Raw genomic sequence first — 22,137 nt, 5'->3', positions numbered from 1 at the left:
CTGACCGCGGCCCCCCGCATCGATGCGGAGTGGATGCCGCGGCTCAGTCGCGCTCGCCGCGCACCAGTTCCAGCCCCGCGCCGGCGAACTGACGCAGCGTCGCGTCGGGCAGGAACGCCCGCGTGAGCGCCGCGCCGATCCGCGTGAGGTCGGCCTCGTCGCGGAAGAGCAGGTACATCGTCTCGTACCTCGGGTGGAACTTCTCCTTGAAGCGATGGAGTGACCCGAAGCCGTATACCGGCTCGAGCACCTCAGCGAGCTTGTCGGACAGCGCGGCGATGGCCCCGGCATCCGGCGGATAGTCGTGCGCGAGCGGTGCCCCCGACAGCGACATGATCTTCGCGCCCTCCTCGGAGAAGAACTTCGCCGACGAGCCGATGAGGAATTCCATGACGGGCCCGAAGCCCCCCTCGCGCCTGCGCATGAGGTCGAGCGTCCACCCGTGCGCGACGCCGTCGGGGCCGTAGACCGGCAGCCATGACAGGAATCCGTCGACGTCGCCCGTCGGCGAGATCGCGAGCGCGAGTCGCACTTCCGAATCCTCGGCCTCGGTGAGGGTTCCGAGCGTGAACCCCATCTCGGGAAGGCCCTTGTCGCCCACCCACATCTCCGAGATCGCCCGCAGCTGCTGCTGGACGCCCCACGACTCATCGGCCAGACGCGTCATCCGGAACGTCATCTCTTCGCGCCCCGCGCGATTGAGCGAGGTGCGCACGGCCGACCATGCTTTGCCGGTGAACTCGAGCCCGGGGAGATCGACGATCGTGTCATCGGCGACGACGAGGCTCCGCCAGCCGGCGGGCACGGCATCCTTCGTGGCGTCTCCCGCGCTGAAGAAGCACGGGATGAGCCCGGCGGCTTCGGACATGCGGATGAACTCCGCGACGCTCTCGGCGCGCGAGTCGGCGGGACCGAGCGGATCCGCGAGCGCGAGCGCGACCTGGGCGCGCTTCTGGTACGCGACGATGCCCGACGTCGTACGCGCATAGCTGTTGCCGTCCCACGTCGTCATCCACGAGAGGGTGCCACCCCCGTCGGCGTGCAGCATCTGCTTCACGTCTTCGACGGTCGGCGCCGGCGGGGCGCCGAGCACCGACTTGCGCTTCGATCGGAAGGCACGGCGCACCCAGATCAGGTAGATCAGCATGAGCAGCCAAAGGGAACCGCTCGCGAGAGCGAGCTCCGTCTCGCCGTCGATGGCTCCTTCGACCTGGAGCTCCGTCGTGAGTGTGATCGCCACGAGCACGAGTACACCCGTGAGCACGTTGAACGACGCCACGATGATGCCGAGGACCCACGACCACCGGCGCCCGCGGCGCAGCCCGTTGGCGATGAGGAGGATCACGATCGTGTCGATCGCGAAGTCGATGAAGCCGCCCGAGACGGGTTCCGTCGGCCCGAACGGGCCGTCGGTCGGCACGAGGATCGTGATGATCTGGGTCGCGCCGAGCACGAGGATCGCGATGAGTGCGACGAGCCGCTGCTCGCGGACCGTCTGGCGCTGGATTCGGAGGGATCGATCGACGAAGAGGATGAGCAGCACCGCGAGCAGGTGCTCGAGGTCGGCGAGCTGACCCCAGAAGAGCATCGCGATGAACACGAAGCCGAGCAGGATGAGCCACCCTCGCACGCGCCAGGGCGGCACGAAGAGGCCCACGGCGGCGGCGATGCACGCCATCGTGCCACCGGACGCGCCGACATCGAGCGCGAGCGCTTCGGCCTGTGCCCACTCCCACTGCGCGAGGGAGAGCACCGAGAGCAGCAGTGCCGAGGCGAAGATCGCGAACAGCTGCCCGATCCAGAAGTAGAGCAGCGCGATTCGCCAGCCCCGGCGGAACTCGAGGTACGCCATGCCCCAGAACCCCGAGATCGTGAACAGGTACACCCACGGCTCATTGACGAAGAACGTGCCCGTGAACGGCGTCCACCAGCGGCCCTCGCTGAGCGCCGGCAGGCCATAGGCGACGACATCGAACGTCGAGCTGTCTTCGAACGGACGCCACAGACCCTGCCACACGATGCCCACGACGAGGAGGACCGCGATGAAGATCAGTGTTGCGGGGATGCGCGTGACGACGGCGAGGACGGGCTTCGTTGATGTCGTCTCGCGCTCGCTCATGGCTTCACGATAGCGAGCGCGCACTACCGACCGCGGGAATGCCGATCGAAGTCGGCGAGCGCCTTCGCGTCCTCGGCGTCTCGCATCGCGCGGCGTGCGGCGTCCAGCGCCTCGACGGGATCCCCGGCCTGCCGTGCGCGCGCGAGTTCCTCCTGGGCGGACAGCATGCGTGAGCGCGCGTCGGCGCCCGCGCCCGAATGGGCGATGGATGCTTCGGCCGCAGCCAGTGCGGAGCGTGCGGTCGCGAGGGTGCCGGGGAGTGCCGTCCGTGCGCCCCGCAGACGCTGCTGCGCCGTGCGCGCGTCGCCGACGGCGATGTCGAGGCGGTCGCGCAGGCGGACGATGACCTCGACCGTGCGTGTCGGGTGACGCGCGGCATCCGTCTCGGCCGCCGACAGCTCGGACTCGATGACGCGCAGATCGGCGCCGAGTCGCTCGGCGTCCGCGGGGTCGAGCTGTTCGCGGATGACCATGGCCTGCCGCACCGCGGCGCGCGCCGCGGTGAACTCGCCCGGAACGGCGGCCTCGGCCTGCATCACGAGGCGGTGGTGCTCTTCGAGCAGACGAGCGTCGACCTCGGCCTGCCGGAGTGCACGCTCGGCCTGTGCGAGCGACGAGAGCGCCGATCTGGACGGATCGGTCGACTCGGCCGCCGCGACCCGCAGCAGGCGCTCGGCCTCGTCGGCCTCGGCGAGTGCGGAGTGCGCGGAGCGTGAGGCCGCGGCCCATTCGTCTTCGGCGAAGCGCGACGACAGATCCGTCACGAGTGCCGCCGGGTCGCCCATCGCGCTGCGCAGTGCGACGAGGCGCTCCCGTGCCGCCGCGACCTGCGTCGGGGCGGAGACGTTCGCGTCGACCCAGCGCGCGTGCTCGACCTTGGCGCCCGCGATCGCCGCGATCGCCTCGGTCGCACGCTGCTCGATGCGTGCGGAGGTCCGTTCGATGTCGGGTGATGAGGCGTCCGGCACCGAGATGGCGCGGTACTGGTCGAACGACTCGTCACGAACGTGCTGCGCCGACAGGCGCGCGCGGCGGAGAGAGGACGGGGCACCTCCCCCGTAGAGCGCCCCCGAGAGCCCGACCTCGATCTCGAGATCGCCCACGGCATCGTCGAGGCGGACGAGGGCCGCTCCGGCCCGGTCGCGCGCCGCCGCGGCACGGGAGCGCGCGCGGGGCGATCGGCGGGATCGGCGGACCGCCCAGACGATCGCGGCCACCGCGAGCGCGGCGACTCCGAACACGACGACGGCCGGGATCAGCCAGCCGAGGAGCGCGCCGAGGGCTTCAGTCATCCTCGGCCTCGACGAGCAGAAGCGCTCGGAGCTCCTCGGGCGTGTCGACCGCCGCCGCCGCGCCGTCGGCTTCGTGCGGCCAGCTGAATCCCCAGCGCACGAAGATCGTCGGGACGCCGTGGACTGCTCCGCCCTCGACATCATGGTGACGGTCGCCGACGAGGACGGGCCGGGACGTATCGACCCCCTGGGCCTGCAGCTGTCGCAGCGCTTCGGCCACGATGTCGGCCTTGGTGGCGAGCGTCCGCTCGTCGGGCGTCGCGCCGACGATGGCACGGAACGCCGGCGCGAGACCGAAGTGCTCCATGAGCGCGACGACCTGGATCTCGGGCTTCGAACTCGCCGTGGCCTGAGGGATGCCGCACTCCGCCACCTCGGCGATGATCCCGGCGACGCCGGGGAAGAGCTTGGCGCCGGTCGTGTAGCCGTCCTGCTTGCCGAGGGCGCGATAGAAAGCGACCGCGTTCGACGACTCCTCCGGCGTCATGCCGACGTTCACCTGGAAGGAGTCGTACATCGGCGGCCCGATCCAGTGCGCGAGCTCGCTGCGCTGCGGCGGCGTACGGCCGAAGTGCTCGAGCGTGATCGTCAGGCGACGCAGGATGCCGTCCGACGCGTCGACGATCGTGCCGTCGACATCCCACAGGATGCAGGTCCATGCAGAGCGGCGGGGCATGCCTCCACCCTACGGAACCGGATACCGCGATGACGCCAGCGCCCCGGCATCCCTCAGAACAGCGTCGGTCGCCCGCTGTCGGTGCCCTTCATCGCGTCGTAGTCGAGCACGACGCAATCGATACCCCGATCGCTCGCAAGCGTGCGTGCCTGCAGGGCGAAGGACTGTGCCGCGAGGATGCCGCGCACGGGCCGGAGATGCGGATCGCGGTTCAGCAGCTCGAGGTAGCGGGTGAGCTGCTCGACGGCGTCGATGCCGGCCTTGCGCTTCACTTCGACGGCGACATGGCCACGCCCAGAGCCGGGGACCTCGGCGACCGCATCGTCGCGCAGCATGAGATCGACCGGGCCGATCGCGGTCGGGAACTCCCGGCGCACGAGCGTGAGGCCCTCTCCGACCACCCCCACCTGCTCCGCGAGCAGGCGCTGCAGGTCGGCCTCGACACCGTCCTTCTGCAGGCCGGGGTCGACGCCCAGTTCGTGCGAGGAGTCGTGGATGACCTCGTAGAGCTTCACGACGAGCGCATCGCCCGTCTTGGTGTGCGTGACGCGCCACTGCTCGACGACGTCCTCTTCGTCGGATGCCTCGACCGCCAGGGTGCACGGCGGCGACATCCAGTTGAGCGGCTTGTAGGAGCCGCCGTCGGAGTGCACGAGCAGAGAGCCGTCGCCCTTGTGCACGAGGAGCCTCGTGGCCAGGGGGAGGTGCGCGTTGAGTCGACCGGTGTAATCGACGGAGCAGCGGGCGATGACGAGACGCACCCGAAGAGCCTAGCCCGGGTCAGTGGTGGCCGGCGCCGACCTTCGAACCCGCGATGGGCTTGGCTGCCCCCGAGGCGAGGCCCGACATCGCGATGAGTCCGACGATGATCCACAGGGTCGGCAGGATGCCGATCTCGTGGCTGATCCACCCGAGAACGGGAGGGCCGCAGAGGAACGCGAGGTAGCCGATGGTGGCGGCGGCGGAGACGGATGCCGCGGCCTTGGCCGGATCGTCGGCGGCGGCCGACATGCCGAGCGGGAAGCCGAGCGACGCACCCGCGCCCCACAGCGCGACGCCGATGAAGGCGATCGGCAGGTTGGGCGCGAGGATGAACATGATGAGGCCGACACCGGCCGCGATCGAGAGGATGCGCAGCGTCCACACGCGGCCGAGGCGGTCGACGAGCGGCCCCCCGAGGATCCGGAAGACCGTCATGGCGACGGAGAAGACGGTCAGCGCGATCGCGCCGGTCGCCTGCGTCGTGTCGTGACCGTCGACCATCGCGATCGTCAGCCAGTCGTTCGCGCTGCCCTCGGCGAAGGCCATGCCGAGCATGATCGCGCCTATCGCGTACGTGCGCGGGTCGCGCCAGACCGCGAGGGCCTCGGCGACGCGATCGCGTCGCGAGGTCTTGGTCGCGGGGTCGTCGTGCACGATCTCGCGGACCGGCACGGAGCCCAGGGAAGCGAGGCCCGTGATGAGGACGAGGATGCCGACGCCCCACAGGTGCCACGCCACTCCGACGCCCCACAGCGTCATCGCGACGCCGATGCCCGCGCCCACGACGGTGCCGATGCTGAAGAAGGCGTGGAAGAGCGGCATGAGCGTCTTCTCGAACGCCTGCTCGACGGCAGCCGCCTCGACGTTCATCATGACGTCGGTCGCGCTCATCCCCGCGCCCATGATCGCGAGCCCGATCGCCGTCACGACGTAGGACTCGAGGAACTCGACACCCAGGCCCGTGATCATGACTCCGACCGAGAAGGCGATGATCGTGCCGAACATGCCGCGACGTGCGCCCCAGCGGACCACGATCACGTTGGCGAGCGACAGGCCCACGATCGCGGCGGCGCCCGAGACGAACAGCAGGATGCCGACCTCGAAGTCGTTGATGCCGAGGTCGACCTTGACGGCGGGCAGACGCGACGCCCACGACGCGAAGCCGAGGCCGGTTGCGAAGAAGATGGCGAAGATCGCGGTGCGCCAGCGCACGAGCTGCGGGTGCGTCAGCACGGTGTCCATCCGGATACTGTACCTGCGGCGACGGCGCGGGTCGAATCGATTCGACGACCGCATCGACGGCAGGGTACGATCGAGCGCAATGAGCACGCGCCGGGCCACCATCTCCGACGTCGCGCGCGAGGCCGGAGTCTCGCCGTCGACGGCGTCGGTGGTCTTCAGCGGCAAGACGCCGGTGTCGGATGCCACGCGCAAGCGGGTGCTCGACGCCGCGGCATCCCTCGGGTACACCGGCCCGGATCCACGCGCCGCCTCGTTGCGCACGGGGCGGTCGGGGATCGTCGGCGTGGTCTTCGAGGAGCACCTCGGCGCGGCGTTCCTCGATCCGGTCAAGACCCTCATGATGGACGGCCTCACCGAAGCGGTGGCTCCCCTGGGCGCAGGGCTCCTGCTCCTGCGCGACCAGGAGCCGGTCGCCGGCGGGCCCTCGCTCACCTCCGCCCCGATCGACGCGGCGGTGCTCGTCGGCTGCAGCGGGCTGCTGCGCGAGTCGCTCGACGTCGTGCGCAGCCGCGGCATCCCGGTCGTCGTCATCGAGGGCGATGCCGGTGAGGGCGTGCCGCGCATCGGGCTGGACAATCGCGAGGCCCAGCGGCAGGCGGCGAGCCACCTGCGCTCGCTCGGGCACGAGCGCGTCGCGATCGTCACGCTGCCCGTGCGCACCGGGTGGCGACGCGGTTGGATCGGCGATGCCGACATCACGATCGACGTGACGCGTGCGCGCCTCGACGGGGCACGGGACGTGTATCCGGATGCCGTGGCCTTCGCCGCCGCCGGCAGCTTCATCGACGAGGGACTCGCCGCCGGACGCGAGATCTTCGCGGATCCCGAGCAGCTCCCGACAGCGGTGATCGCGCAGAGCGACCTGCTCGCCGCGGGGGTCATCCGCGCGGCTGAGGAGGCGGGGCTGCGCGTTCCCGAGGACGTCAGCGTCACGGGCTTCGACGGCATCGTGGTCGACGGTCTCGCGCCGTACGACCTCACGACGCTCGTGCAGCCGGCGGCCGACAAGGGTCGTGCGGCGGGCCAGGCGGTCGCGGCGATGCTCGACGGGGCGGATGCCGCATCCGTCCGCTTCACGTGCGTGTTCCGCCTCGGCAATACGACCGGCCCCGCTCAGGAGCGCGTGTAGTTCACGATCTCTGCGGACCGAGCGGCAGGGCGGTGTCGCCGAAGTCGAGGATCGAGTAACGCCCGCACGAGACGACGCGCGCGTCATCCATCGACACGTCGCCCGGCAGCTCGAAGGCGGACGACTGTGCGTCCACGACGAGATAGGTCACCTCGCCCACGGTGAAGTCGTCGCGGTCGACGAGCCATGCGTAGCCGTTCAGCCGATGATCCACCTGGACGAGCGCGCGCGGATCGGCGACGTGCGCCTTCGGCAGGCGGATCGTCCAGAACTGCCCGGCGCCCGTGCGATGCGACGCATCGACCCATTCCGTGACGCAGTCGAGGTCGGCGTCGGGTGTCGAGACGGCATGGGTGATCCGCGGGAGGCTTGCGATCGCGGCGACCAGCACGACACCCGCCGCGACGGCGGCGGCCAGGCGACCATACGCGATCTTCACGGCGTCGGGCGCGACGACGAGAGTCAGCGCCGCGGCGAAGGCGAGCGGCTGCAGGTACCGCGCGGCGTGGGTTCCGAGCGCGATCGCGTCGACGAGGACGAGAAGCGGGGCCGTCCATGAATACAGCGCGACGATCCGCGGGCCGCGTTCGCGCAGCTTTCCGGTCAGGGCGACGCCCGCGATGAACAGGAGCGCCGACAGCACGAGTGCTCCCACTCCGGTGAGCGTCCTCGCGCGCTCGTCGACGAGGACGACGTAGTAGCCGAGCGATTCGAGCCAATGCGCCGGATCGGCGTAGCCGGCACCCGTGTTCGCGATGACGCCTGCGAAGGGCAGACGAGCCAGCATCCCGAGCCCCGCACCGACGACGAGGGCCGCGACGACGATTCGGGAGCGTCGGTCGCGCGAGATCAGGAGCACGATCGCGATCAGCGGCACCGTCGTCCACGCTGCGAACAGCGGGTTCGACAGGACGGATGCCGCGCTCACGACGGCGACGCCGATGACCGCGCCCCAGCCCGACGACTCGAAGGCGCGGCGCGCGAGGCCGACGGCCAGGACGCTGCCCACGACCGTGGCGGCGTAGTAGGTCGTCGTCGCCTGGAGCGACGCGAGCTCGAGCGCGTCGCGACTCGCGGACGTGTCGAGCACGGCGAGGAGCGCGAAGGCGGCGGATCCGAGCACCGCTCCGGCGATCGGCGCGCGTGCGCGTGCGTGGGATCCAGCGGCGACGCGGAAGGCGGCGTAGAGCGCGACGAGGTTGACGACTCCGCTCACGACGAGAGTCGCGTTCACGCCGAGACCGAGAGCCCACAGCAGGCAGAACACCGCGAGCTCGGGGAGGAACAGCACGGTCGACATCGCCCAGTCCTGCGGCTGCCCGACCTCGAGGGATCGCGCGAACAGCGTCGTCAGGAGCGAATCGCCGTCGCGCAGGAGCAGTTCCGAACGGTCCGAACCCGCCACCGACGCCACGACGATGATCGCGAGGGCGGTCGCGACGCCGACACCGACGATCTCGCGCACCCAGCGCGGCATCCCGAGCGGTCGAGCCTGCACCGCATCACTCTCGCATGTTCCGTCCGCGGGGAGGGGGACCCCGACGCGCCGTTAGACTGGACCGGACACCCTGATCGCCCGAGCCGTGCGGATGACACCCCGGCCGACGACCAAGAGGAGGCCGCTCATGTTGGCTCTCCTCGGCGCGTTCGCAATCGTCCCACTGCTGCTCCCGTGGCTGACGCACCGCATCGGTGCACGTGCGTTCTATGTCGCCGCGGTGCTGCCGATCGTCGCCTTCGCGCTCGCCGTCGCGCAGACACCGGCCGTGCTCGCAGGGGACATTCCGTTCGAGACATACGACTGGATCCCCGCCCTCGGCATCCAGCTCTCCATGCGCATGGACACTCTGTCGTGGGTCATGACGCTCATCGTCACGGGCGTCGGCGCTCTCGTCATGATCTATTGCCGCTGGTACTTCGACGGCAAGAGCGAGGGTCTCGGGCAGTTCTCGGCCGTGCTGCTCGCGTTCGCAGGAGCGATGTACGGTCTCGTGCTCACGGACGATCTCGTCGTACTCGTGATGTTCTGGGAGATCACGAGCGTCCTGTCCTATCTGCTGATCGGCTACTACCACCGCCGTGCCGCAAGCCGTCGCGCGGCGCTGCAGGCTCTGCTGGTCACGACGCTCGGCGGGCTCGTCATGCTGATCGGCGTCGTGCTGCTGGTGGTGGATGCCGGCACCTCGAGCATCTCGACGATCCTCGCCGAGGCGCCCACGGGAGCGGTGGTGGATGCCGCGCTCGTCCTGATCCTCGTCGGCGCGCTCAGCAAGTCGGCCATCTTCCCCTTCCACTTCTGGTTGCCCGGTGCCATGGCCGCACCGACGCCCGTGAGCGCGTACCTGCACGCCGCCGCCATGGTGAAGGCGGGCATCTACCTCATCGCCCGGCTCGCGCCGATCTTCGCGATCGCCCCCACGTGGCGGCCGATCGTCATCGGACTCGGCGTCTTCACGATGCTGCTCGGCGGCATCCAATCCCTCCGCGAGACCGATCTCAAGCGCATCCTCGCCTTCGGCACGGTGAGCCAGCTCGGCCTGCTCACCGTCGTGCTCGGGTACGGCACGCGCGACGCCGCGCTCGCGGGGCTCGCGCTGCTCGTGAGCCACGCCCTCTTCAAGTCGGCGCTGTTCCTCGTCGTCGGCATCATCGATCGGCAGCTGTCGACGCGCGATATCGGCGAGTTGAGCGGGGTCGGCCGCCAAGCACCGACGATCGCGGTGTTCTCGGCGATCGCGGTCGCATCGATGGTGGGGATCATCCCGACGATCGGGTTCGTCGCGAAAGAGGGGGCGATCACCGCGCTCCTCCACGAAGCAGAGGGCGGGGCGCCGTGGGGCATCGTCGCCGTCGTCGGCGTGGCGCTGGGCTCCGTGCTGACCGCTGCCTACGGCATCCGGTTCCTGTGGGGCGCGTTCTGGACGAAGAAGGACGCATCCGGCGCGGCACTGCCGAAGACGGAGTGGCCCGATCCGCCGATCGGGTTCCTCGCGGCACCCGTCATCCTCGCGGGTCTCACCGTCGTCGCGGGGTTGGCCGCACCGTGGATCGATACGGCGTTCGCGGGCTACGCCGACCTCGCACCGGCCGCGAGCCCGGGAGTGCCCGCCCCCGAGCATCCCGCGCACCTCGCTCTGTGGCACGGTCTCGAACCGGCCCTGTGGATCTCTCTCGCCTCGATCGCGATCGGCGCGGGGCTCTTCTGGATCACGCGCGCGAAGATGCCCAAGCGCATGACGCCGTTCAGCGCGGCCGAGGTGTACAACGCGAGCCTGCGCGGCATCGCCCGCCTGTCGGTGATCACCACGACCGCCACCCAGCGCGGATCGCTGCCCGTCTACGTCGGCACGATCTTCGTCGTCCTCCTCGCCGCCGAGGGCACGGCCCTCGTCGCGGGGATGGGGATGTGGGAGGTGCAGATCGATGGCTGGCAGACGCCGATGCAGCTCGTCGTCGCGCCGATCATGATCATCGCCGGGCTCATCGCCGTCCGCGCGCAGAAGCGGTACACGGGTGTCGTGCTGGTCTCGGTGACGGGTCTCGGCATGGTGCTCCTCTTCGCGACGAGCGGCGCGCCCGACCTCGCATTGACGCAGATCCTCGTCGAGACCGTGACGCTCGTGACCTTCGCGCTCGTGCTGCGTCGCATCCCCGCCCGCATGGGCGAGCACAACGCCTCGGTCGCCCCCGTCGCTCGCGCGATCCTCGCCGCCGGAGTAGGTCTGACGATGGCGTGCGTCGCCCTCGTCGCGACCGGCGCACGTGTCGAGAAGCCGATCTCGGAGCGCTTCCCCGAACTCGCCTACGAGCTCGGCCACGGCAAGAACGTCGTCAACGTGGCGCTCGTGGACCTCCGCGGCTGGGACACCATGGGCGAGCTGTCGGTCCTCATCCTCGCGGCGACGGGCGTGGCATCCCTCGTCTTCGTCACTCACCGTTCCGACACGCTCTCGAAAGCCAGCGCGCTTCCGACGGGCGCGACACGCACCCGTCGCCCGCTCGTCGAGACCTCGGAGGGCGTGCGACCGCGCACCGCGGGAACGACCGGCAATCGGCAGGCCTGGCTCGTCGGCGGTCAGCGCGTGCGGCCGGAGAACCGCTCCCTCATGCTCGAGGTGATCGTGCGGATCCTCTTCCACACGATCATCATCGTGTCGCTCTACCTGCTGTTCGCCGGTCACAATCTGCCCGGCGGAGGTTTCGCGGGCGGACTCGTCGCGGGCATGGCGCTTGTGATGCGCTACGTCGCCGGCGGTCGCTACGAGCTCGGAGCGGCCGCTCCGACAGATGCCGGGCGACTCCTCGGCGCCGGGATGACGATCGCCGTCGCGTGCGCCATCGTGCCGCTGTTCTTCGGCGAGGCTCCGCTCACGAGCACCTACTGGGAGTGGGACCTTCCGGTGCTGGGTGAGGTCGAGTTCGTCACCTCCACCCTGTTCGACATCGGCGTCTACCTCGTCGTCATCGGTCTCGTGCTCGACGTGCTGCGAAGCCTCGGCGCCGAGGTCGACCGACAGGCGCAGGAACTGCGCTCGCGGGGGGTGATGGTGCCGTGACCGTGTCGCTCGTGCTCATCATCATCATGGCCGTGCTGTTCGCCTGCGGCGTCTACGCGATGCTCGAGCGCAGCCTCACGCGTGTGCTCATCGGATTCCTGCTGCTCGGCAATGCGGCCAACCTCCTTCTGCTGATCGTCATGGGCCGGCCCGGTGCGGCGCCGTTCTTCGGCGCGGCCGCGACCGACGAGATGTCCGACCCGCTGCCGCAGGCGCTGACCCTGACCGCCATCGTCATCACCTTCGCCGTCTCGGCGTTCCTCCTCGCCCTCATCTACCGGTCGTGGCAGCTCGGCCAGGCCGACATCGTCGAAGACGACGAGGCCGACGTCGCCCTGCGCGCCCGCAACGTCGAGGCCGAAGAGGCGATGGATGACGAGACCGAGATCGAAGACGAGGACGACGGCGTGACGACCGACTTCGTCGGCACCGACACCGCGCCGATCACGGTCCTCGGAAGCCGGGATGTCGCATCCCTCCGCGACGACGCCCCCGTCGACCGGCCCCGACGCGAGGGAGGCGACGACGCGTGAGCGCCCTCGTCCCCCTTCTCGTGACGCTGCCGCTGCTCGGCGCGGCGATCGCCCTCATCGCCGGACGCCATCGCCGGACGCAGGTCGTCGTGTCGATCGTGACGCTCAGCGTGGTCTGCGTCATCGCGGCCGTCCTGCTCTTCGCCGTCGACCAGACCGGCGTGCCCATCGCCGTCTCGGTCGGCGGCTGGCCGATTCCCTTCGGCATCGTGCTCTATGTCGACCGGCTCGCGGCGCTGCTGGTCGTGGTCTCGAGCATCGTGCTGCTCGCGGTCCTGCTCTTCTCGGTGGGTCAGGGTGCCGCGGACGGCGACGACGACACGCCGATCTCGATCTTCCACCCGTCGTACCTCATCCTGGCGGCGGGCATCTTCAACGCGTTCATCGCGGGCGATCTGTTCAACCTGTACGTCGGGTTCGAGATCCTGCTCGTGGCCTCGTACGTGCTCATCACGCTCGGCTCGACCGAGTCCCGCATCCGCACAGGCGTCGTCTACATCGTCGTGTCGCTCGTGTCGTCGATCCTGTTCCTCGCCGCGATCGCGATGATCTACGGTGCCCTCGGCACCGTCAACATGGTGCAGATCTCGGAGCGGATGACCGAGATCCCGCAGGAGACGCAGCTCGCGCTGCACCTCATGCTGCTGCTCGCGTTCGCCATCAAGGCCGCTGTCTTCCCCCTGTCGTTCTGGCTTCCCGACTCCTATCCCACGGCGCCCGCGCCGGTCACGGCCGTCTTCGCCGGACTGCTGACGAAGGTCGGCGTGTACGCCATCATCCGCACCGAGACCGAGCTCTTCCGCGACAACGACGTCAACGTCCTGCTGCTCATCGTCGCGCTCGCCACGATGATCGTCGGCGTGCTCGGTGCCGTCGCGCAGGCCGAGCTCAAACGCATCCTGTCGTTCACGCTCGTGAGCCACGTCGGCTACATGATCTTCGGCCTCGCGATAGCGACGCCCGCCGCGATCGGCGCGACGATCTATTACATGGTCCACCACATCGTGGTGCAGACGACCCTGTTCCTCGCCGTAGGCCTGATCGAGCGGCGCGCCGGCAGCACCTCGATCCTGCGCGTCAAGGGCCTCATGCGCGCAGCCCCCATCATCGCGGTGCTGTACTTCATCCCGGCCGTCAACCTGGGCGGCCTGCCCCCCTTCTCGGGATTCATCGGCAAGTTCGCCCTTTTCGATGCCGCGGCCGAAGTCGGCACACCGCTCATGATGGTCCTCATCGTCGCGGGAGTCATCACGAGCCTGCTGACGCTCTACGCGCTCATGCGTGCCTGGAACCTCTCGTTCTGGCGCGAGGAGGACGACTCGGCCGAGACCGAGGCGCGCATCTCGTACCTCGGCGCCGCGCCCGGCGGTGTGCAGACCGAGCGCCGCGTGATCCCGAAGATCATGACGGCGGCGACCGCGGGCATGGTCGCCGTCACCGTCGCGCTCACGGTGTTCGCAGGGCCTCTGTACGACGTGTGCGCCCGGATCGGGGCATCCCTCCTCGAGCCGGTCAGCATCTCGCAACTCGAAGAGGAGGCCGGCCAGTGAGTCCCGACACCAAGCCCGCCTTCCTCGCGCAGCTCTGGCGCCAGCTTCCGTTCTTCGTCTGGCTCATCGCGATCTGGATGCTGCTGTGGGGCCAGTTCACGTGGCTCGCGTTCCTGACCGGAGTCGTGGCGGCCATCGTGGTCACCCGCGTATTCCGGCTGCCGCCGGTCGAGCTCTCGGGGCGCGTGAACATCGCCTACGGGGCGCTGTTCGTCCTGGAGTTCCTCGGCGCCCTCGTGATGGGGTCTCTCACCGTCGCCTGGCAGGTCCTGGACCTCCGGCGACAGCCGGGCACGGCGATCATCGCCGTGCCGCTCATCGTCGACGACGACCTGATCATGACCCACACCGCGGTCACGGCATCCCTCATCCCCGGATCCCTCGTCGTCGACATCGACCGCGATCGCCGCATCATCTACCTGCACGTCATCGGCGTGCGCAGCGAGCGGGACGTCGTGAAGCAGCGCGAGAGCGTCCTGCGGTGGGAGCGGCGCATCGTCATGGCGGTGGGCTCGCGGGCCCAGGTCCGACAGCTGCGCGAAGAACGGGAGGTCGCTGCGTGAGTGCGCTCTTGATCGTGATCTACGCCGTCTTCGGCATCGCCGCGCTGCTCACGCTGTGGCGCATCATCGTCGGACCGTCGATCCTCGACCGTGCTGTGGCCTCGGATGTCCTGCTGACCCTGATCATGTGCGTGCTCGGTGCCGAGATGGCCATCAACCACCACACGCGTACCCTGCCGGTGCTGCTCATCATCGCCGCGGTCGGGGTGTTCGGCTCGATCTCCATCGCGCGCTTCGTCGCGAGAAGGGATGGGCAGCAGTCATGACGACGGATGCTCTGCTGGACCTCGCCGCGCTGATCCTCATCCTCATCGGCGCGCTGCTGTGCCTCACCGCGGCGATCGGCCTGCTGCGCTTCCGCGACGTCCCGACCCGCCTCCACGCGGCGACCAAGCCGCAGGTGCTCGGGCTGATCCTCATCTGTCTCGCGATCGCGCTGTCGCTGCGCTCGTGGCCCGTCGTCGCCTTCCTCGTCCCCGTCGTCCTGATCCAACTCGCGACGGCGCCGCTCTCGGCACACATGGTCGGGCGTCAGGCATACCGCAACGGCACGATCGACGAGAACTCGCTGTTCGTCGACGAGCTCGCCGAGTCGCGCCGCACGCCCCCCGCGGCGGGCGGGTAGGGCGATGAAACAGGTTTCGGTCTTCCGCGCGGGGAGCGAACCGCCGCTCATCGCCGAGGAGCGGCTGACCGACGAGGAGGCGTGCCGGATCGGGGCATACCTCGAGGCGGGCGCGGTGGTGATGCACACCAACACGCTCGGGACCGACGTACTGGACGGCGATGCGAAAGTCGTGCCGCTCACGATCCGCACCGACGGTGAGTTCGTCTGGACCGGGCCGGTCACCTACTACGTGAAGAAGTACGGCGTCGCGCCGGACGCCGACTTCCTCGCCCACGTGCGAGCGTGCGACTACCGGGTTCGGGTGACGACCGAGCTCGAGATCGCGGCGGCCGCCGCGGTGTTCGCACCGGCCCGCTGAGGCTCAGCCCGCCGGCGTGAGCGTGAGAGTGTTCGTGGTCGCGGCGGCCACGGCATCCGCTGAGAACGCCCACGGCGTGAGGATCGCCTTCTGCCAGTTCTCGGTCTGGTCGACGTAGTTCGGGTGGAACGTGTGACCGCTCGTGCCGGTCAGGTGGTTCCAGCGCGACGCGTCGAAATCCGACAGGTCGACCACCATGCGCATCGACGGCACGGTCACGGTCGCGAAGTCGCCGCCGATGTCCCACCCCGTCGCGTTGACGATGGATGATCCGCCACCGACCGCGTACGGACCGCGGTTGAAGAGCATCTCGATCGGCGCGATGCCGGAGGAGCCGAAGGTGTCGCTGCGCAGCGGCAGAGCGTGGAGCGAGCCCCAGTTCCACTTCGAGAGGTTGTCGCCCTGCAGCGACGCGAGTCGGTCGTAGGCACCTTCCGCACTGCGCGCGAGCATGGCTTCGCGGCCGGGGATGTCGAGCTCTTCGTTCTGCCACCAGTCCGAGCCCGGGTCGGCGAGGATCGCGTCCACGACGAGGAACAGGCGCGCCTGGTCGGTCGTCGGCGCAGGATTCTCGCGGCCACGGACGAACAGGTTCTGCACGAGCTCGTCCCACAGCACGTTCGCGTAGGCCGCCGCATCCGAATCCGCGTCGTTCTGCGCGTTCCACGTGCGCAGCAGGTCCAGGGCGGCGTCGGGTCCCTGGCGGCCCGTCGAGACATCCATGAACGCCGCTGTCAGGCGCTTGCCCATGTGGAACTCGTTGTCGGCCTGGATGTCGCGCATGACGTCCGCCGTGATGGGGCCCTCGGCGGCCTTGCGCTGGATGAGGTCCTCGATGCGCGCCGCGCGCCAGCCGTAGTCCCAGTCCCGCGTGAGGAAATAGGGGTAGTCGGCGTCCACCACCGCGTTGTTGGCGGTGACGATGTAGCCCTCGGCGGGGTTGTAGACGACGGGGAGCTCCTCGAACGGGATGAACCCGGTCCAGTCGTAGGCCGAGTCCCAACCGGGCTGCGGCATCCAACCGTCACCCGCTCCGCGGATCGGGAGCCTTCCCGGCGTCTGGTAGCCGATGTTGCCGTCGACGTCGGCGTAGATGAGGTTCTGCGCGGGGACGTCGAAGAGCGATGCCGCGTGCCGGAAGCCGTCGAAGTCCTGCGCGACGTTGAGCGCGAAGACCGCCTCGGCGGTCGAGCCCGGGGTCAGCGCCGTCCACTTGAGGCTCACGGCGTACTCGCCGTCGGGGGCGTCTTCGGGCTCCTGCGCGCCGTCGTCGCCGCCGATGTACGGATCGGCGGCGATCGCGTCGTAGTCCTCGGTGAGTCCCGAGACGATCGGACCGTTGATCGTGGAGCGGATGACGAGCTCCTCGTCTTCGCCGCCGGCGACCTTGATCGTCTCGGTGCGCTCGTCGAGGGGGACCAGCTCGTCATCGCGCCAGTACTCGTCGCCGTCCACCTTCTCGATGTACAGGTCGGTGACGTCGGTCGTGAGGTTCGTGAAGCCCCACGCGATCTGCGCGTTGTGGCCGATGATGACGCCGGGCACGCCCGAGAAGCCGAAGCCCGAGACGTCGAAGGCGCACGCCTCGCTGACCGTGCGGCACTTCAGACCGATCTGGTGCCAGACGCTCGGCAGTGCGGCGCCGAGGTGCGGGTCGTTCGCGAGGAGCGGCATGCCGGTGTCGGTCAGGCTGCCCGACACGACCCAGGAGTTCGAGCCGATGCCCTCTCCCGCGCCGCCGACGAGGGCGCTGACAGCCTCGACGACGCCGTCGACCTCGGACCACTCGATCGATGCCGTCGCGACCGAGAGCTCGCCCTCTCCGGACGCCTCTTCTTCGCCGGCGGTTCCCACGGCGGGCACGGTCGAGATCTCGGGGACGATCACGGGGTTCGTGTCGAACGGGTAGTCGGGGTACAGCGCGTCGAGGGCTTCGGCGTCGTACGTCTGGGCGAGGATCGCGCGCTGCGCCTCCTCCTCGAGGTTGGAGCGGAGGTCCCACGCCATGGCCTTGAGCCACGCGACGGAGTCCGCCGGGGTCCACGGCTCGATCTCGTAGTCGCTGTTCTGCAGACCCAGGACCGCGTACTCGAACGAGGCATCCGCCCCGTTGTGGTCGGCGAGGTAGGCGTTGACGCCCTCGGCGTACGCGTCGTAGTACGCGCGGCTCTCGGGGCTCAGCGCCGCGACCTCCTGCTCGGCGACCTCGCGCCAGCCGAGCGTCCGCAGGAATCGGTCGGTCGCCAACTGCGACTCGCCGAACAGCTCCGAGAGGCGGCCGCTCGTGACGTGCCGACGGAAGTCCATCTCCCAGAAACGGTCCTGCGCGTGCACGTACCCCTGCGCGAAGAACAGGTCGTGGGTGTCGTCGGCGGTGATCGTCGGGATGCCGAGGGCATCGCGCTGCACGGTGACGTCGTCGCCCAGGCCTTCCACCGCGACCGTGCCGTCGAGCTGCGGGAACGAGCGCTGGATCGTGAAGACGAGGAACCCCGCCGCGACGAGCGCGATGACGGTGATGCCGGCGACGACGCCGAACGCCCAGATGCCGATCGTGCGGCCGACGGAACGCTTGCGCGGCGCGGGGTCGGTCTCGGCCTCGGTCTGTTCGGGCGTGGACGTCGTCATCGATGCATCTCTTCCAGAGCGGTCCCCAGATACGCCGTGCCGTGCACGACGGAACTCAGTGCCTCCCGTTCGGGTCGAGCGGCACCGTCTGGCATCGTAACCCGGCTGGCCGCTCGATCCCGAATAATGTTCGGTCCGTCGAGAGGTCAGCCGATCAGACTGGGCTGCAGATCGCGCAGCGTGCGGAAATGGGTCATGCGGGTGACGCCGATCGCCGCGACGGCGACGGCGGCGCCCAGCCACACGAGCAGAACCCCCAGGTCGAGCCACACGCGGCTGAGATCGCCGCCGTACATCACCTGCCGCATGGCGTCGACGACGGAGCTCATCGGCAGCACGTGATGCAGGGCGGCCAGCGGCGCGGGCAGGGTCTGCCAGGGGAACGTGCCGCCGGCCGTCACGAGCTGCAGCACCATGAGGACGAGGCCGAGGAACTGGCCGACGGAGCCGAACCAGACGTTCAGGGCGAGGATGATCGCGGCATACGTCGCCGAGGCGAGCAGCAGGATGCCGAGGGTCGCGAGCGGATTCGCGAACTGGAACCCGAGCGCGAGTGAGAGCACCGCGAAGAGCCCGACCATCTGCACTCCGCCGAGGAGCGCCGGAGTCGCCCATCCGGCGAGCGTCACGCGGATCGGGGAGTGCAGCGCCGTCACCGCGCGACGCGAGATCGGCTTGACGATGAGGAAGAGCGCGTAGATCCCGATCCACGCGGCGAGCGCCGCGAAGAAGGGCGCGAGCCCTGCCCCGTAGTTCTGCGCCTGGGCGTCGGTCGCGGTATCGATGTCGACAGGATCGGCGATCGTCGCCGCCTGCTTCTGGCGGGTCGCGGCATCCGCATCGGGAAGCTGTCCGGCGCCCGACTGCAGGCCGTCCCGAAGCTGGGTCGCTCCATCGGAGAGCTGGGCGAGACCCGTGCCGAGCGCGGCACCGCCGGCGTGCAGGCGGGCGGCGCCGTCGGCGGCGGCCGCCGCGCCCTGAGCCAGCTGCGCGCTGCCGCTCGCGACCTGTTGAGCTCCGGCATCCAAACGGTCGATCTCTCCGACCGCGGACTGCACGCGCTGGTCGACCGCGTCGACCTTCGCGCCCAGAGGATCGAGCGCCGCGAGGACCTCATCGATCTCGGCCGGGGTCAGACCGCGCGCGGCGAGGATGTCGGCGACGTCCGAGCGGACCTGGGGGAGGGATGCCGTGATCTCGGCCGCGGCGTCGCCGACGCGCCCTGCGACCTCGGCGAGCTGCCGCGTTCCGGCGGCCACCTGCTGCGCTCCGTCCGCGAGTCGGGCCGAGCCGTCGCGCAGCTCGGCGGTGCCGGTGGCGAGTTGCGTCGCCCCGTCGGTCAGGGCGCTCGCACCGGTGCCGGCGGAGGCGAGACCGTCGACGAGACGTGCCGCGCCGGATGCGGCATCCAACAACTGCACGCGGATCGTCGCGAGCGCGTCGAGCAGGGTCAGCCCCGCTTCGCTCACGACCTTTTCGGCAACCGTGGCGCGGATCTTCTCGACGGCCTGTGTGCCGATCGTCGTGGCGAGGTAGTTGTTGGCGTCGTTCGTCCGCAGCTGCAGGGTCGCCTGGCGGGGGTCGCCGGACGTGATGGAGGAGATGGATGCCGTGAAGTCGGCCGGCAGCTCGATCGAGAAGTCGTATGTGCCGTCCGTGAGCCCCGCGTCGGCCGCAGCGGCGCTCACCCGGTGCCAGTCGAAGGTGCCGCCGTCGAGCAGATCGCCGGCGACTTCGTCGCCGAGGTTGCGCGGTACGCCGTCGATCGTCGCGCCGGTGTCTTCGACGACGAGCGCGACGGGCACCTGCGCGAGACGCCCATACGGGTCCTGGTTGGCCCACAGATACAGGCCGCCGTAGAGGATCGGCACGGCGAGCAGCGCCACGAGGGCGATGATCGACATGCGTGACGAGAACAGGCGCCGCAGTTCGGCGAGGACCATCTGCGGAATCTTCACCGCGCGACCCCCGTACGGCGGAGGCGACCGGCCCGCGACGGCTTCAGGGGGCGTCCGACACGTCCGCGCGTCGTAGCGGCGAGGGCCGTCTGCGATGCCCGCCCGGCGATCACGAGCACAGCGAGACCACGCTCGGCGAGTTCCTCGGCGAGGCCCCACCACACGGCGGGTTCGCCGCCGTGTCGATCGGGCGAGACGAGCACGATGCCCTCGACGCCCTCGCGGAGCGCCGCGAGCTCGCACAGGATGCGCAGTCGCGCAGCGGGGTCGACGGAGCTGATGGGCACCGATGCGAGCTCGTCGAATCCCCGGCCCGCGAGCCAGCGGCGCGCTGCGATCGGGTCGGAGCGCCGGCCCGCGAACATGAGCTCTTCCGCGACGACACCCGCGACGAGGACGTTCGGGTCGGGGTCGGACACATCGGGCGCGTCGACGAGCGCGACGCGGCGGCGAAGGGATGCGGCATCCACACGTCCGTCGATCGCGACCTCGCCCGCGCTCGGACGGAGGCGGCCGGATGCGAGCAGGCCGAGCACCGTCGGGCGCTGCTCGGTCTCTTCGCACACGAGGACGGCGCGGCCGGATTCGTAGGCGGCGTCCGTCGCGGAGAGCGCCCGCCCTTTCGCCGCCGCCCGGAGCTCGACCCTCATTCCGCGCCGTCGAGGATCGTGGGATGCGTCTCGAGCAGTTCGACGCACTCGCGCCACGACAGACCCGAGATGCTCAGCACGGTGCGTACGGCGAGACCGCGGGCTTCGGGGGACGCGACGTCGAGGCGCGTGATCGCCATGCGCGCAGACTCCTCGATGAGGCGTGCGAGCGTGCCGGCCGGGATGTCGTCGCGCAGCGTTCCGTCCGCCTGGCCACGCCGGACGAGCCGCAGCACGGTGGTGCGCAGCGGTGCGAGGGCGTCGGCGGTGTCGTGCACGTGCGTCTCGTCGAGCGCGATCGCGGCGGCCACCTGGACCCGCGATGCTTCGTCCCACAGACGCGAGGCGAGCGTCGCGAGCGCGACGCGGGCGTCGTCGTCGTGCACCGACCCCGCGATCTCGTTGAAGCGGCCGGCGCCGAGGTCGACGAGCTCACGGACGAGCGACTCGCGGTCGGCGAAGTGCCCGTAGAGCGTACGCCGCGTGAGATGGGCTCGACGGGCGATGGTGTCGATGGATGCGTGCGGGTCGCTCGCCAGCGCGGCGGCTGCGGCATCCAGGATCCCGCGGCGGTTCGCTTGCGCATCGCTTCGTGGGCGGCGCGCGGTGGTGTCGGTGGAGGTGCTCACACGACGAGCGTACGCCTAACATGCACATCGCTGTGCAATTTAGGCCGGAAGTGTCAGCCTTTCCACAGTCATCCGCCACCCGTTGCCGATGCCCTTGGCGAGCCATTGCTCCACTTCGTCATCGGGCATGGCGTCGGGCAGGGCGAGCGTCATCGTCGCGCGGCTGGATGTGGCATCCACATCTTCGAAGACGATCGTCGCGACCGGACCGGCGCGCAGATCGGAGCGATCGAGCTTCGGCCAGCCCTCCTCGGCGCCCCACGCGAAGACCAGCCGCTCGTCGGGGACGATTTCGAGGTATATGCCGCCGGTCGTGTAACTCGTCTCCGCGTCGATCACCATCGGAAGCGTCCACGCCCCGCCCACCCGCAGGTCGACCTCGATCTGCTGATCGGGTCGGGGCTGCTCGGGATTCAGGAACCATTCCAGCTCGGACGGCACCGTCCAGGCGCGGAAGACCTCGGCGCGAGGGACGGGGAAGGTGCGGGTGACGACGATCTGCCGCCGGTCGTTCTCAGACATCGGTGTTCTCCTTCGGATCGCCCGGACGGCTGCGGCCGAGCTGCTGGGCGAGGGCGTCGAAGCGGCTCTCGAAGAAGCGCCGGTACTCGGCGATCCACTCTTCGGCGTCGCGCAGGCGCGCACTCTCGAGTTCGACGACGCGCTCCTGACCGCGCCGGGATTTGCGGACGAGACCGGCCTTCTCGAGCGCGGCGATGTGCCGCGACACGGTCGGCAGGCTCAGGGCGAAAGGCTCGGCGAGATCGCCGACCGTCGCCGGACCCTCGGTGAGCCGGGCGAGGATCGCACGGCGCGTGGGGTCGGCGAGGGCTGAGAAGACCGCGCTCAGCTCATCCGTCATAT

The 22,137-nt window shown here is 69.8% G+C and carries 20 protein-coding genes; 8 read left to right on the top strand and 12 right to left on the bottom strand.

The window, feature by feature from the left end:
• Positions 1 to 43 precede the first annotated feature (43 nt).
• The 5 genes from MA876_RS04370 to MA876_RS04350 are packed head-to-tail and all read right to left on the bottom strand — an operon-like array spanning position 44 to position 6,091.
• Positions 44 to 2,119, bottom strand: a complete 2,076-nt coding sequence (locus tag MA876_RS04370; protein ID WP_248146404.1) for a bifunctional lysylphosphatidylglycerol flippase/synthetase MprF — start codon at positions 2,117 to 2,119, stop codon at positions 44 to 46.
• Between the two features lie 23 nt (positions 2,120 to 2,142).
• Positions 2,143 to 3,411: a hypothetical protein gene (locus tag MA876_RS04365; RefSeq protein WP_248146402.1), complete on the bottom strand. Its 1,269-nt coding sequence runs from the start codon at positions 3,409 to 3,411 to the stop codon at positions 2,143 to 2,145.
• Positions 3,404 to 4,087, bottom strand: coding sequence for an HAD hydrolase-like protein (locus MA876_RS04360; RefSeq protein WP_248146400.1), 684 nt, complete (start codon positions 4,085 to 4,087; stop codon positions 3,404 to 3,406). The genes MA876_RS04365 and MA876_RS04360 overlap by 8 nt, the downstream gene beginning before the upstream one ends.
• Before the next feature lie 53 nt (positions 4,088 to 4,140).
• On the bottom strand, positions 4,141 to 4,848 hold the full coding sequence (gene nucS, locus MA876_RS04355) for an endonuclease NucS (protein ID WP_248146399.1): 708 nt from the start codon (positions 4,846 to 4,848) through the stop codon (positions 4,141 to 4,143).
• 19 nt (positions 4,849 to 4,867) lie between these two features.
• Positions 4,868 to 6,091 carry an MFS transporter gene (locus tag MA876_RS04350; RefSeq protein WP_248146398.1) on the bottom strand — a complete coding sequence of 408 codons (1,224 nt, stop codon included), beginning with the start codon at positions 6,089 to 6,091 and terminating at the stop codon, positions 4,868 to 4,870.
• Between the two features lie 79 nt (positions 6,092 to 6,170).
• Between MA876_RS04350 and MA876_RS04345 the strand changes: the two genes are divergently transcribed.
• A complete protein-coding gene (locus tag MA876_RS04345; RefSeq protein ID WP_248146397.1) occupies positions 6,171 to 7,220 on the top strand; it encodes a LacI family DNA-binding transcriptional regulator in 1,050 nt (349 codons plus the stop codon).
• Between the two features lies 1 nt (position 7,221).
• Here MA876_RS04345 and MA876_RS04340 read toward each other — a convergent pair whose 3' ends face one another.
• Positions 7,222 to 8,718 carry a hypothetical protein gene (locus tag MA876_RS04340; RefSeq protein WP_248146395.1) on the bottom strand — a complete coding sequence of 499 codons (1,497 nt, stop codon included), beginning with the start codon at positions 8,716 to 8,718 and terminating at the stop codon, positions 7,222 to 7,224.
• A 127-nt stretch (positions 8,719 to 8,845) separates the two neighbouring features.
• Here MA876_RS04340 and MA876_RS04335 point away from each other — a divergent pair, with 127 nt between their 5' ends.
• The 7 genes from MA876_RS04335 to MA876_RS04305 are packed head-to-tail and all read left to right on the top strand — an operon-like array spanning position 8,846 to position 15,408.
• The gene (locus MA876_RS04335) at positions 8,846 to 11,776 is read left to right on the top strand and encodes a Na+/H+ antiporter subunit A (protein WP_248146394.1); all 2,931 of its coding nucleotides are present in this window, start codon (positions 8,846 to 8,848) and stop codon (positions 11,774 to 11,776) included.
• A complete protein-coding gene (locus MA876_RS04330) occupies positions 11,773 to 12,309 on the top strand; it encodes a Na(+)/H(+) antiporter subunit C (protein ID WP_248146392.1) in 537 nt (178 codons plus the stop codon). The genes MA876_RS04335 and MA876_RS04330 overlap by 4 nt, the downstream gene beginning before the upstream one ends.
• Positions 12,306 to 13,859: a Na+/H+ antiporter subunit D gene (locus tag MA876_RS04325; protein ID WP_248146390.1), complete on the top strand. Its 1,554-nt coding sequence runs from the start codon at positions 12,306 to 12,308 to the stop codon at positions 13,857 to 13,859. Before MA876_RS04330 ends, MA876_RS04325 begins: the two co-directional genes overlap by 4 nt.
• A complete protein-coding gene (locus MA876_RS04320) occupies positions 13,856 to 14,422 on the top strand; it encodes a Na+/H+ antiporter subunit E (RefSeq protein ID WP_248146388.1) in 567 nt (188 codons plus the stop codon). Before MA876_RS04325 ends, MA876_RS04320 begins: the two co-directional genes overlap by 4 nt.
• Entirely contained in the window at positions 14,419 to 14,688 is a 270-nt protein-coding gene (locus MA876_RS04315; RefSeq protein WP_248146387.1) for an MrpF/PhaF family protein, read from the top strand. Before MA876_RS04320 ends, MA876_RS04315 begins: the two co-directional genes overlap by 4 nt.
• A complete protein-coding gene (gene mnhG / locus MA876_RS04310) occupies positions 14,685 to 15,047 on the top strand; it encodes a monovalent cation/H(+) antiporter subunit G (RefSeq protein ID WP_248146385.1) in 363 nt (120 codons plus the stop codon). Before MA876_RS04315 ends, mnhG begins: the two co-directional genes overlap by 4 nt.
• A gap of 4 nt (positions 15,048 to 15,051) precedes the next feature.
• The gene (locus tag MA876_RS04305; RefSeq protein WP_248146383.1) at positions 15,052 to 15,408 is read left to right on the top strand and encodes a hypothetical protein; all 357 of its coding nucleotides are present in this window, start codon (positions 15,052 to 15,054) and stop codon (positions 15,406 to 15,408) included.
• A gap of 3 nt (positions 15,409 to 15,411) precedes the next feature.
• Here MA876_RS04305 and MA876_RS04300 read toward each other — a convergent pair whose 3' ends face one another.
• The 6 genes from MA876_RS04300 to MA876_RS04275 form a co-directional block, all read right to left on the bottom strand.
• Positions 15,412 to 18,036, bottom strand: coding sequence for a penicillin acylase family protein (locus MA876_RS04300; RefSeq protein WP_248146381.1), 2,625 nt, complete (start codon positions 18,034 to 18,036; stop codon positions 15,412 to 15,414).
• A gap of 146 nt (positions 18,037 to 18,182) precedes the next feature.
• A complete protein-coding gene (locus MA876_RS04295) occupies positions 18,183 to 19,994 on the bottom strand; it encodes a YhgE/Pip domain-containing protein (RefSeq protein WP_248146380.1) in 1,812 nt (603 codons plus the stop codon).
• A complete protein-coding gene (locus MA876_RS04290; RefSeq protein ID WP_248146379.1) occupies positions 19,991 to 20,644 on the bottom strand; it encodes a hypothetical protein in 654 nt (217 codons plus the stop codon). The genes MA876_RS04295 and MA876_RS04290 overlap by 4 nt, the downstream gene beginning before the upstream one ends.
• Positions 20,641 to 21,273: a TetR/AcrR family transcriptional regulator gene (locus MA876_RS04285; RefSeq protein ID WP_248146378.1), complete on the bottom strand. Its 633-nt coding sequence runs from the start codon at positions 21,271 to 21,273 to the stop codon at positions 20,641 to 20,643. The genes MA876_RS04290 and MA876_RS04285 overlap by 4 nt, the downstream gene beginning before the upstream one ends.
• Before the next feature lie 39 nt (positions 21,274 to 21,312).
• Positions 21,313 to 21,795 carry an SRPBCC family protein gene (locus tag MA876_RS04280; protein ID WP_248146377.1) on the bottom strand — a complete coding sequence of 161 codons (483 nt, stop codon included), beginning with the start codon at positions 21,793 to 21,795 and terminating at the stop codon, positions 21,313 to 21,315.
• Positions 21,788 to 22,135, bottom strand: coding sequence for an ArsR/SmtB family transcription factor (locus MA876_RS04275; protein WP_248146376.1), 348 nt, complete (start codon positions 22,133 to 22,135; stop codon positions 21,788 to 21,790). Before MA876_RS04275 ends, MA876_RS04280 begins: the two co-directional genes overlap by 8 nt.
• Positions 22,136 to 22,137: the final 2 nt, after the last annotated feature.

The organism is Microbacterium aoyamense (genome assembly GCF_023155855.1).
GTDB lineage: Bacteria > Actinomycetota > Actinomycetes > Actinomycetales > Microbacteriaceae > Microbacterium > Microbacterium aoyamense.
This window is presented reverse-complemented; position numbering and strand designations above follow the sequence as displayed.

Excerpts from the sequence above, each read along its gene's own strand:
- MA876_RS04370 (WP_248146404.1), bottom strand. The coding sequence starts at position 2,119 with ATGAGCGAGCGCGAGACGACATCAACGAAGCCCGTCCTCGCCGTCGTC.
- MA876_RS04365 (WP_248146402.1), bottom strand. The coding sequence starts at position 3,411 with ATGACTGAAGCCCTCGGCGCGCTCCTCGGCTGGCTGATCCCGGCCGTC.
- MA876_RS04360 (WP_248146400.1), bottom strand. The coding sequence starts at position 4,087 with ATGCCCCGCCGCTCTGCATGGACCTGCATCCTGTGGGATGTCGACGGC.
- MA876_RS04350 (WP_248146398.1), bottom strand. The coding sequence starts at position 6,091 with ATGGACACCGTGCTGACGCACCCGCAGCTCGTGCGCTGGCGCACCGCG.
- MA876_RS04345 (WP_248146397.1), top strand. The coding sequence starts at position 6,171 with ATGAGCACGCGCCGGGCCACCATCTCCGACGTCGCGCGCGAGGCCGGA.
- MA876_RS04335 (WP_248146394.1), top strand. The coding sequence starts at position 8,846 with ATGTTGGCTCTCCTCGGCGCGTTCGCAATCGTCCCACTGCTGCTCCCG.
- mnhG (WP_248146385.1), top strand. The coding sequence starts at position 14,685 with ATGACGACGGATGCTCTGCTGGACCTCGCCGCGCTGATCCTCATCCTC.
- MA876_RS04305 (WP_248146383.1), top strand. The coding sequence starts at position 15,052 with ATGAAACAGGTTTCGGTCTTCCGCGCGGGGAGCGAACCGCCGCTCATC.
- MA876_RS04300 (WP_248146381.1), bottom strand. The coding sequence starts at position 18,036 with ATGACGACGTCCACGCCCGAACAGACCGAGGCCGAGACCGACCCCGCG.
- MA876_RS04290 (WP_248146379.1), bottom strand. The coding sequence starts at position 20,644 with ATGAGGGTCGAGCTCCGGGCGGCGGCGAAAGGGCGGGCGCTCTCCGCG.
- MA876_RS04280 (WP_248146377.1), bottom strand. The coding sequence starts at position 21,795 with ATGTCTGAGAACGACCGGCGGCAGATCGTCGTCACCCGCACCTTCCCC.
- MA876_RS04275 (WP_248146376.1), bottom strand. The coding sequence starts at position 22,135 with ATGACGGATGAGCTGAGCGCGGTCTTCTCAGCCCTCGCCGACCCCACG.